Origin of the sequence: Mucilaginibacter rubeus (assembly GCF_003286415.2) — a bacterium.
Classification (GTDB): domain Bacteria; phylum Bacteroidota; class Bacteroidia; order Sphingobacteriales; family Sphingobacteriaceae; genus Mucilaginibacter; species Mucilaginibacter rubeus_A.
The window spans coordinates 5,105,344-5,115,914 of the sequence record NZ_CP043450.1 but is presented as its reverse complement, the minus strand read 5'-3'; the positions used below and the strand labels follow the sequence as shown (position 1 = coordinate 5,115,914).

General features: G+C 41.7%; 10 protein-coding genes. 7 read left to right on the top strand and 3 right to left on the bottom strand.

Annotated features, from left to right (window positions below; translation table 11 throughout):
* Positions 1 to 230 precede the first annotated feature (230 nt).
* The gene (locus DEO27_RS20215; protein ID WP_112575624.1) at positions 231 to 440 is read left to right on the top strand and encodes a DUF2683 family protein; all 210 of its coding nucleotides are present in this window, start codon (positions 231 to 233) and stop codon (positions 438 to 440) included.
* Between the two features lie 277 nt (positions 441 to 717).
* Here DEO27_RS20215 and DEO27_RS20210 read toward each other — a convergent pair whose 3' ends face one another.
* Entirely contained in the window at positions 718 to 2,520 is a 1,803-nt protein-coding gene (locus DEO27_RS20210) for a hypothetical protein (RefSeq protein WP_112575623.1), read from the bottom strand.
* A 259-nt stretch (positions 2,521 to 2,779) separates the two neighbouring features.
* On the opposite strand from DEO27_RS20210, the gene DEO27_RS20205 reads away from it, so the two are divergent.
* The 6 genes from DEO27_RS20205 to secG all read left to right on the top strand — a co-directional run bounded on the left by DEO27_RS20205 (position 2,780) and on the right by secG (position 8,874).
* Complete coding sequence (locus DEO27_RS20205; RefSeq protein ID WP_112575622.1) at positions 2,780 to 3,637, top strand: hypothetical protein; 858 nt, start codon at positions 2,780 to 2,782, stop codon at positions 3,635 to 3,637.
* Positions 3,638 to 3,784: 147 nt separating this feature from the next.
* Positions 3,785 to 5,218, top strand: coding sequence for a tRNA (N6-isopentenyl adenosine(37)-C2)-methylthiotransferase MiaB (miaB, locus tag DEO27_RS20200; RefSeq protein WP_112575621.1), 1,434 nt, complete (start codon positions 3,785 to 3,787; stop codon positions 5,216 to 5,218).
* A 108-nt stretch (positions 5,219 to 5,326) separates the two neighbouring features.
* Positions 5,327 to 6,586, top strand: coding sequence for a sigma-54 interaction domain-containing protein (locus tag DEO27_RS20195; RefSeq protein WP_112575620.1), 1,260 nt, complete (start codon positions 5,327 to 5,329; stop codon positions 6,584 to 6,586).
* 98 nt (positions 6,587 to 6,684) lie between these two features.
* The gene (locus DEO27_RS20190) at positions 6,685 to 7,116 is read left to right on the top strand and encodes an LptE family protein (protein ID WP_223818006.1); all 432 of its coding nucleotides are present in this window, start codon (positions 6,685 to 6,687) and stop codon (positions 7,114 to 7,116) included.
* 21 nt (positions 7,117 to 7,137) lie between these two features.
* A complete protein-coding gene (locus DEO27_RS20185; RefSeq protein WP_112575618.1) occupies positions 7,138 to 8,493 on the top strand; it encodes a hypothetical protein in 1,356 nt (451 codons plus the stop codon).
* 9 nt (positions 8,494 to 8,502) lie between these two features.
* A complete protein-coding gene (gene secG, locus DEO27_RS20180; RefSeq protein ID WP_112575617.1) occupies positions 8,503 to 8,874 on the top strand; it encodes a preprotein translocase subunit SecG in 372 nt (123 codons plus the stop codon).
* Between the two features lie 300 nt (positions 8,875 to 9,174).
* On the opposite strand, the gene DEO27_RS20175 is transcribed toward secG, so the two are convergent.
* Together DEO27_RS20175 and DEO27_RS20170 are read right to left on the bottom strand one after the other, a co-directional pair.
* Positions 9,175 to 9,513, bottom strand: a complete 339-nt coding sequence (locus tag DEO27_RS20175; protein WP_112575616.1) for a hypothetical protein — start codon at positions 9,511 to 9,513, stop codon at positions 9,175 to 9,177.
* Positions 9,514 to 9,601: 88 nt separating this feature from the next.
* Positions 9,602 to 10,471, bottom strand: coding sequence for an aldose 1-epimerase family protein (locus DEO27_RS20170; RefSeq protein ID WP_223818005.1), 870 nt, complete (start codon positions 10,469 to 10,471; stop codon positions 9,602 to 9,604).
* Between the last annotated feature and the right edge of the window lie 100 nt (positions 10,472 to 10,571).

Genomic DNA, 10,571 nt, shown 5'->3' with positions numbered 1-10,571 from the left:
ACTGAGCGAAACGTGATGTATAATGTCAAAGCGTCATTGCGAGGCACGAAGCAATCCCCGATTTACAAGGCCGCTTTGTATAGTTCGCGATTGCTTCGTGCCTCGCAATGACGCTGTTTATGATCTCTTTCAAAAGGTATACCATCTCATCAGAGGTCTCAGAGAGGATTCTGATAGCACGCGCGTTGTACCAAGCTTAAATTTTTTCTATCATTAGTATATTTGTTAATATGGATGCATTAATTGTTTACCCAAAGAATAAGGAACAGATGGCAGCTTTAAAGGCAGTTATGAAAGCCATGAAAATTTCTTTTGAGCAAAAAAGTGAAGTTTACCCCGATTATGTGATTAAAGGTGTCAAAGAATCCTTAAAGCAAGCAGAAGAAGGTAAGCTAACTCCATATATCGGATTTAGAGACGTGCTTAAGGTTTTCCGTTAATTCAAAATTTCAGTAGGAGACACCTACGGAGTCAAAAAGGTATATTTTTATTGCTATAAACACGTTGCCCCGCTGGGGCTGGTAAATGTTTATTATATAATCTGCATGCTTGATGAGATGTTGGGCCTCAGAGAGGCCTCGTGTTTATAGTCGAAGTTCAAAGAAAGGGTGGACTCCAGCGGAGTCTCGTAGTCGTAAACTTCTATTGTCCCTCAGGCTCTCTGAAACGACTCAAAGGGGCTTCATTTTCAAATCTTCGAACCGGACAATTTTCAAATCAAAACTTCCCCTGATCCATCAGCTTCTTACGCTCTGCTTTTCTTTTCTGGCGTTCTGCTTTATTCTTTAAGCGCTCCTCTTTGTTTTTATTATGCTCGTCAATGCGGTCTTTGGTGGCTTTTTGTTTTTCCTCGTCAAGGCCGATGCATGGCTTTATGCCGGTAAGCAGCGTTTTCCAGATGGTTTTAAAAAATGGCGAATCTTTTGGACGTTTATAGATCACTAAGGATGAAGTAAGCTTACCCTTATCATCCGGATTGCTGCGCCTGATCACAAACAGGTTGGCAAATATCGACATGATCGATTTTCTTTTGAAGCGGTCGTTAGCCGTGTCGGGCTTTAGCAAAACCACCTTTAAATCGTTATATAAAAAATCAACTTTTCCTTTAAATACTTTGCTGTTGGCCTGGATATCAAAACTGAATTTTTTAACGCTGCCCGATGTCATTTTTACCATGGCTAACGGCATTGTGGCTGGGTTTAGCCGGCTAAATTCCATAGGTCCTAATGTGCCTTTGTAGCTGAAGGCAGCATCATCGTCAGTTAAATTAAATTTCATCTGAACATCGAGCCGGCCGCGGTTCATGAAATATGTTGTCAGATCAATAGTGGTAAAATTATTTTTGGCTATGGCCGATGGATTATTGGTAATGTTATAAATATTGCCGCTGGTATTGTTAAATGCAACCGTACCTGTTTTCTGTGACTTTTTATCAAATTCATTATAGATCACATCCATATGACGGAGTTTCAGGGTGTCGATCCGCAGATCAAGATTTAATTTCCTGATCATCATGTTAGGAAAGGTTTTAACCTTATCCGTTAGTGAATCGGGCTTTTTACCAGGGTTAGTGAAAGCGGTTACCTTGCCATTGGCCAGGGTTAAACTTGATGCAGAAACGGTACGGTATTTATGATAATTTAAATAATCAAAATTATTGAGCTGTACAGAATCGGCCAGCAGGCCCAGCCGGTCTTTTTGACTTTTGCCAAAGAATACATCTGATTTGGCCGGTTGCATGGCAAGCCCTTCGATATTAAGCTTTGAAGTAAGCGTTGAAAGTTTAAGATGCCTGATCTTATAGGTATATAAGCCGCTCGGCGTTTCTCCGGTGTAATTATTTACTTCGGTTATAATATCCTTACAGTAAAGCAAGCGCGATTTATCGTACTGCGTAGCCGAGTCTATCAACAGGTCGGTAGCGCTAAAGTTCAGCTCTTTCAGTCGGGAAATGGCTACTTTATTACCCGAGTAATCCTCATATTTTAAGTTAACATCATTCAGTAAAATAGTACCGATTTGGATACATTTCAGGCTTTTGGAAATGCGCTGCCAGGCAGTACGGCGGTCTTTAACAACAGTATCTTTAGTATGGTTTAGCTGGTAACTTACGTTCAGTTGCGGCTCATTCAGGATGATCTGGCCAATATTTAATTTTTTCTGAAAATACAGGCTAAAGGGATGCACGTGGTTAAGCACCAATCGCTTTACCTTAAGTTCAACCAGTGTATTTGGCGCCAGGCGTAAGCGTTTTTTTTTATTGTAAACGGCGGTATCCGGCTTGAGCGTTATATTATAAATGATAATTTTCCCCTGTAGGATATGCAATTCCGCATCCGAAAAATCGGCTTTATAAAGGCTGTCGCTGCTGCTTAATACAACATCCTTTACTTTTCCGGCCAATATGGGCGACCAATACCTGTTTACAACTACGGCCAGCAGCAATATCACGATTACCGGTATCAGCACAAATTTAAATGTCCTTTTTTGCCACTTGTGCTTTAAAAAATTTAGCGCCATTTACCGGTTATTAATTTTACTTGTGTCTTAATGCTTTAACAGCAAGTTAGCAACTTTTGTTACAGTGTGATGGAAGGATAGGTTAAATTTTGTTAAAACTCATACTTAATTCATCGTTCGTCAGGAATCGTTTCAATATGGTTTACAGCTGCGAGGATAGCTAATGTTGTGGTTTTGCTTAACCACGAAGCAACCCCCGGGAATTTCATGGCGTTATATCTAAACAATAACCATTATTAACATCTAATTAGGACTCCCGATGAAAACAAAAATGTACTTAGCCCTGACGGGCTCAATTGCCTTAACTTTACTAACGGCATCGTGTAAAAAGAATCACGACAATAACCCAACCAAGTCTACCGTTGTTACCGGTGTGCAGCTTACTTCAAACAGCACTTTTGGTAGCATTATTACAGACAACAACGGCCGTGCGCTTTATTTTTTTTCTGACGATGCTGCTAACGTTTCAACCTGTACCGGCGGCTGTGCTGTGGTTTGGCCCGCCTTTTACAAAGAAAATCCATCAATAGGCACCGGCCTGGCGGCTACCGATTTTGGTGTCATCACCAATACGGATGGAAACAAACAAACCACCTATAAAGGCTGGCCTTTGTATTATTATTCAAAAGATGTTGCAACTACAGACGTTAACGGCGATGGCGTGGGCAAAACATGGTTTATTGCTAAAGCGGATTATAGTGTAATGGTTTCTTACGCGCAGCTGATAGGCAACGATGGAAACCAATACACCAGCAAAGGTATTGCCGGTACCGAAAACTCGCAGTACATTACCGATGTTAACGGCCGTACTTTGTACATGTTTACAAAAGACGCGTTTAAAACAAACAAGTTTAGCACCGGCGTTGCGGCGCATGATGCAAACTGGCCAATTGATGGGGCAACGGCAGTTCAAAACGTTCCATCTATTTTAAATAAGGCCGATTTTGATGTGATCACCGTATTTGGGCAAACACAACTGGTGTACAAAGGGCATCCGCTGTATTATTTTGGCCAGGATAACGGTGTTAAAGGTAGTACCAAAGGTGTTAGCTTCCCTACCCCGGGTGCAGCTATATGGCAAATTAATAATACAACTACCGTGGCTTTAACACAGTAAGCTTAACTGAAACCGAATTTAATGAACGGGTAATACAAGCGTATTACCCGTTTTTTGTAAAGTAACCCATGATTTTATTTAATACTGACAATATGTCATTTAGGTATTTAAATTTTGTTTATTTTTGCAAACTAATTTTTTATATAAATGATGGATTTGCTTATTCCGGATAAAACACATGATGAGAGCAGGCAGGGTGAGGCGTTAATGTTAAAAGCCGAAGCAGCTAAAAATAATGGCCGTAAGCTTTATATTGAAAGCTATGGCTGCGCCATGAACTTTTCTGATAGTGAGATCGTAGCTTCTATTTTAGCCGAGCGTGGTTTTGAAACCACGTCCGACTATAGCATTGCCGATGTTATTTTCATCAATACCTGTTCTATCCGCGAAAACGCCGAACAGCGTGTTCGCAACCGTTTAAAAGAGTTCACCGTTGCCAAAGTAAAAAATCCGGGATTGGTTGTGGGCGTACTGGGCTGCATGGCCGAACGTTTGAAATCAAAATTCCTGGAAGAAGAAAAATTAGTTGACGTTGTTGTTGGTCCGGATGCTTACCGCGATTTGCCAAACCTGATTGACCAGGTTGATGATGGGCAAAAGGCAGTTAACGTATTGCTATCGCGCGAGGAAACTTACGCCGATATTAGTCCGGTGCGTTTAAACAGCAATGGCATCAATGCCTTTGTATCTATTATGCGCGGATGCGATAACATGTGTTCGTTTTGCGTAGTGCCATTTACCCGTGGCCGTGAGCGCAGCCGCGATCCTTTATCGATAGTAGCAGAATGTCGCGATCTGTTTGATAAAGGTTACCGTGAAGTAACCTTGTTGGGCCAAAATGTGGATTCATACAAATATTCAACCACCGGAGAAGAGGTTATAACTACAAACTTTGCTAACCTACTGGAGATGGTAGCGCTGATAAATCCCGACCTGAGGGTTAGGTTTTCAACCTCGCATCCGAAGGATATTACCGATGATGTGCTTTATGCCATCAATAAATACGATAACATCTGTAATTATATCCACCTGCCGGTACAATCGGGCAATAGCCGCATCCTTGATCTGATGAACCGCACTTACGATCGCGAGTGGTATATCAACAGGATAGACGCTATTCGCCGTATCATCCCTGATTGTGCGATATCAACCGATGTAATTACCGGTTTTTGCAGCGAAACCGACGATGAGCATAAGGAAACGGTAAGCATGATGGATTATGTGAAGTACGACTTTGCTTACATGTTTAAATACAGCGAAAGGCCAGGTACTTTGGCTGCAAAACGTTATGCGGATGATATTCCAGAAGAAGTGAAGCAAAAGCGCTTAACCGAAATAGTAGCAAAACAGCAGGAATATTCATTTTACAGGATGCAGGCCCGCATAGGCAGGGTAGAGCGCGTGCTGATAGAAGGTTTTTCTAAAAAATCTGATAAAGACTATTGCGGCCGCAGCGATCAAAATGCGATGGTAATTTTCCCGGTTGGCGAAAATTACAAGCCAGGTCAATACGTAAACGTACTTATCGAGCGCAGCACAACGGCTACTTTGATAGGGAAAGTTATCCCCCAAACCCCCTAAAGGGGAGTTACATCCTGATGGTTTGGGGTGTAACAAAAAACGTGGGGACTATGATAAACAAGAATTATAAACATTTACAATAACTCCCCCTTTAGGGGGCCGGGGGGCATGGAAGTACAGGAAATTAAACAACGCTTCGGGATCATTGGCAACTCGCCATTGCTTAACCGGGCTATAACTATAGCAAACCAGGTTTCGCCTACAGATATTTCGGTGTTGATTACCGGGGAGAGTGGTAGCGGTAAGGAGGTTTTTTCGCACATCATACACCAGATGAGCCCGCGTAAGCACGGCCCTTTCATCGCGGTTAACTGTGGCGCTATACCAGAAGGTACTATCGATTCAGAACTTTTTGGCCACGAAAAAGGCGCTTATACGGGTGCTGTTGGCGAACGTAAAGGTTATTTTGAAACTGTAAATGGCGGTACCATATTTTTGGATGAGATTGCCGAAATGCCGCTGGGCACGCAGGCCCGTTTGTTAAGGGTGCTTGAATCAGGCCAATATATTAAAGTAGGCTCGTCAAAGGTTGAAAAAACTAACGTGCGCGTTATTGCAGCAACTAACGTTGACGTGTACGAGGCGGTAAAAAACGGCAAATTTCGTGAAGACCTTTATTACCGTTTAAACACTGTTCCATTAAAAATACCACCATTGCGCGACAGGAAAGAAGATATCTTTTTGCTGTTCCGCAAGTTTACCGCCGATTTTACCGATAAATACCGTACGCCGCCAATTCAGCTGGATGATGAGGCCCAGCAGGTGTTATCAAACTATTCGTGGCCGGGTAACGTAAGGCAGCTAAAAAATATGGCCGAGCAGCTGGCCGTATTGGAGCGCGACAGGATCATTACCGCACAAACACTGCTTACTTATATTCCGCATGAGGCCGGTGCCCGTAACCTGCCTATGCGCGTTGAAAATCAGCCTAAGGAAGATTTTTCTGAACGCGATATATTGTACAAAGTACTGTTTGATATGAAACGCGATATGGTGGAGTTGAAAAAACTGGTAGCCGATATTATTGAACATGGTGGTGTTTCGCCGCATTATGCAAATAATCCGCAGACCTTAAACCAGCTTTATCGTGATATTGAGCTGCATGGTAATAACGAGCCACAATTTACTTTACAACAACCCGTTAATACGGTTACAAATAGCAGCAGTAACAACTCCAACACTATCGATGGCTTTAATATAACGCATGATGCCGAAGAAGTAGAAGAGTCGCTGTCGCTGATTGAAAAGGAATCAGATCTGATCCGTAAGGCTTTAAAAAAACATAAGGGCAAACGCAAGCTGGCCGCTAATGAACTGGGAATATCTGAGCGTACGTTATACAGAAAAATAAAAGAACTAAACTTATAAAATTGATGAAAAAACTTTTGGGAATTATTTCTGTGTGTGTGCTGGTACTTATATGCCCATCATGTTACACCCTCAAAAATCAATCAATCCCGCCCAGTTTGAAAACCATTAATATACAGTTTTTTGAAAATAACGCGGCTTTGGTGGTAAATAACCTGAGCCAAACTTTCACCGAAGCGTTAAAAGACAGGGTCCGTACACAAACCAGCCTAAGCTTAGTCCGCGGTGAGGCCGATGCAACCATGTCGGGCGCTATCACCGGTTATTCTATCGCTCCGGCATCTATTCAGGCTACTGCAAATAATGTGGCTCCAATTGCTGATGCTAACAGGCTTACTATCACCGTCAGGGTTAAATTTTCATTTGATGCCGCGAAAACTCCGGCAGATAAAAAGCTTAGTTTTGAGCAAAGTTTTACTAAGTTTGCCGATTACCGGGGGGATATTTCTTCGCAGGAACAGAACCTGATACAGCAAATTAATAAGCAGTTAATTGATGATATTTTTAACGCAGCCTTTTCTAATTGGTAGGCAATTTGTATTTTCAACCACGTGGATCAATATTTGAATAGCAGGCAATACGAAATATTAGATGAACTGTTGGCCAATCCGGCCGAAACAGGTTCTTTTTATGGTTATAACCTGCAGCAGTTGGTTGATGCCTATCCTCAAAGCGGGATTTTGCGCGCTTTACTTGCGCATGCCGGTACAAACAAAGATGTGCAGAAGGCGGCCGTTTACTATCAGCCTGTTTTACTACATAAACTGATTCACGAACCCGATGGGCTTGCTCCAATAAACGCGTCGCAGATCATTAACCTGGTTAAGGCTGAGGCCACCGTTAATACCCCGGTTACCGAAAACTACTTTAATATAGGCACGGCTGACGATCAGGAGGACACTTTACCTCCAATACCGGAAGATACATCATCTGGTTCAACTGAGGATCCAACCAGTTTTGATTTCAGCATTGCCGACGAGCCTGAACAGGATGTTATAGTCGATGCACCGGTAATAACTGAACCGGAAGTTGTTGCATCTGCACATGATATAGATGACGAGGTTTACGATGAAATTGTTGGGATTGAAAGCATAAGTATCGCTCAGGCTAATGCGAACGAGCTTGTTAACCATGTTGAGGCAGAGCCGGAACCAAGCAATAAAAATGAAGACGTTGCCGATCCTGAACTTTTGACGCCGCCGCCGGTTCCAAATGAAACCAGGCCGGTAAAAGACGATGTAACTGAAAAATGGATCATAGGCAATATCGCATCAACCGATTACTTTTTATTTGATAATTCGGTTGCTGATACACGCATTGAGGATAAGGCCACAGCGCAGGAGTATGTTTCGCAGTTGGCAGAGATCGGAGCTCCCGAACAGCCGGAAGTTGTATCAAAATATCATGATGAAAAAATGCCGTATACCTTTATGTGGTGGTTAGATAAAACCCGTAAAGAATACGCATCTACTTATCAGCCTTATAATATTGAAACCATTGCACCGGCAAACGCACAGGTTGCCTCGGATGATCGGCCTGCCGACGCTTTACAGCATCAGTATTATGAAAATATTTTCCATGCACAATCGCTGGAAGAACTGGAGAAAACCCCTCAGCCCGATGTTCCGGAGATAAAAAGCAAAGAAGATCTTATTATTGAGAAATTCATTAAGGAAGAACCTCAGATCAGGCCACCATCAATTGAGAAAATTGATAATGAGAATAAGGCAAAGAAAAGTTCGGAAGACAGAAATGACCTGGTAAGTGAAACTTTAGCGCAGATTTACATCGATCAGATGCTATATCACAAGGCTATTGCAACTTACAAAAAATTGATGTTGAAATTCCCGGAAAAAAGCCGTTACTTTGCAAGCCAAATTGAGCAGTTAGAAAAGAAAACTAATTAATATAAAGAAATGTATATCGTTTTAATCATTGTTACCGTAATTGTATGCGCTCTGTTAGGGCTTATCGTACTTATCCAAAACCCTAAAGGCGGTGGTTTGGCATCAAATTTTTCAAGTTCATCACAATTAATGGGTGTACAAAAAACTGGCGATTTCTTAGAAAAAGGTACCTGGGTGTTAGCTATAACCCTTATGGTATTGTCACTGGCTATTAACGTAGCTGTAAAAGGTGGTTCATCATCAAGCAATAATGATAACCCGGCTTTGCGTGAGCAAATTGAAAAAGCTTCAAAACCAACTAACTCGGTTCCATCAGCAACTCCGGCGTTAACGCCATCTGCTACACCGGCTCCAAAACCGGCAGACAGCAGCAAAAAATAATAAAGTAATTAACTAAGATATATTGAAGGCCTCTGGAAATATCCAGGGGCTTTTTTGTGTTTCTTTTAGAAGAGGGTAGTGGTATTCGTTGTATCTGATAAGGTGTATAAAAGACGTCATTGCGAGGCACGAAGCAATCCCCGACTTTACAAGGAAACTTGCATGGCTACTCTGCGAATTGGGGATTGCTTCGTGCCTCGCAATGACGTAGGGGAAATGCTTTTGTGAAATAACCCCAACAAAAAAACGCCCCTGACGAAAATCAGGGGCGTTTTTTTGTTATTATATAAGTTATTCAGATTATAATATCAGGATCAATACTAAAATAATGATGATGATAGCGCCCAGTGAAAGGTAAATGCCGCCGCCGCCAAGGGCATTAGCTTCTTTTTTCATGCTTTTAAGCTCGGTACGCAATTCTTTACGCTCTTCTTTGTTAAGCTGCGATTTGTCCATTGCTTTGATCTCGTTTACACGGGCTTTTATCTCCTCAACACGGGCTTGCTTTTGCTCGGTTGTCATGGTTGAAATCTCTTCTTTGCTTAGCGGGGTAAGCGCGTGACTATCGGCAGCAAAAGTATTCAAGGCTGTAAATGACAGCAATAAGGTGAGGGCTAATAAATAAACTTTCGTTTTCATAGTTTTAATATTTAAGTGATTTCTCTATGAAAGAGAAAAACTGTGAAAAATGTTTTAACCAAATCTAAATTTTTTGTAACGCCAATGTTTACAAACAAATAAAATAGGCCGATTCAAACACGTGGCCAACACTTAGTTTTTGAATAGCTTCTTTCTCTTTAATATCAACATGTTTGCCCTCGGTATCAGCACAGCCCAACCACGGTTCTATGCAAATAAAATCGGCCCCGGGTTTGGCCCATAAACCAAGATAATTGAAATGCGGAAACTCAAGCGCAAGGGTTTGGTCATGCTTGTCACTTTTGATGGTTATCATGCGCGATTTCACATCTTTAAAAACAAGGGCATCGTCATTAAACAGATCGCGGGTTAAATAAAGTTTTTTATTGGGAGTAGGTACCGGATGTGTTACGCCATTAAAAAAGCCATCTTTCGATAAAAGGTGGGTGTTAAAATGTTCTTCGGCTTCAAACTCAAGATAGTAATCCTCATAATTTTCGCCCTTGTTGAACGGTACGTTAAAAGCCGGGTGCCCCCCAACCGAAAAATATATTGATTTTTTATCAAGATTGATCACTTTATAGGTAACACGGAGGGCATTGTCAATAAGGTGGTACAGGATCTGGAAATCGAATTTAAAAGGATAAACTTTTAGGGTGTTTTCGCAATTAGGTAACGAATAGCTTGCTGATGTTTCATCCGACTCTAACAAAAAAAACTCCGACTGCCGCGCAAACCCATGACGGGACATGGCATATTTTTCACCACCTACCAAAAGCTCATTATTAATGAGGCCGCCAACCACCGGGAAAAGGTTTGGTGCATGCCATGGCCAGATTTTTTCATCGGCCTGCCACATATGCTCAACGCCGGTGGCTTTGTTAATAAATGAACTTAGCTGTGCGCCTTTGGTGTCAATAGCTACTTTAATGTGCTCGTTTTCTAAATGAGTGATCATAGGAGTATAATTAGTTATCTGAACCGGAATTTTAAGAAATTATTCGAATTTCACGAATTTTCAATTGCTATTAAATTTAATTCGATAAATTCTTTAATTC